This window comes from Shewanella sp. AS16, assembly GCF_021412365.1.
In the GTDB taxonomy this organism is placed as follows: domain Bacteria; phylum Pseudomonadota; class Gammaproteobacteria; order Enterobacterales; family Shewanellaceae; genus Shewanella; species Shewanella salipaludis.
Genome location: NZ_JAKCLK010000373.1, coordinates 1 through 284 on the forward strand (window position 1 = coordinate 1; position 284 = coordinate 284).

At 48.6% G+C, this 284-nt stretch carries 1 protein-coding gene; it reads right to left on the minus strand.

The annotated features are described in order from the left end of the window. The coding region (locus LZP73_RS20715; RefSeq protein WP_234236853.1) for a hypothetical protein at positions 1 to 284 on the minus strand (284 nt) is incomplete at both ends.

Sequence of the window (284 nt, forward strand, 5' to 3'; positions counted from 1 at the left end):
CGATGTTATTTTGGGCGAGAGTTTGCAGGTGATTGCTGATTTCACTGTCCTGCTGATACAGCGCCAGCAAATCGCTATATTGGCTAACGGTAGTTAACGTTGTTGCTACCTGAGTACGAACACCCGGATCTTCAATGCGTATTTGCCGACGTTGCAGAATTTTCACCGCATTATTGAGCTGCTTTTCCAGCGTTGGCGCATTTTTCTGGATCTGTTCCAGCCCCAGATTCATCACCATTTGCTGCACCCGCAGGGCGCTAAGGCGCAGTTCATTCATCTGGTTA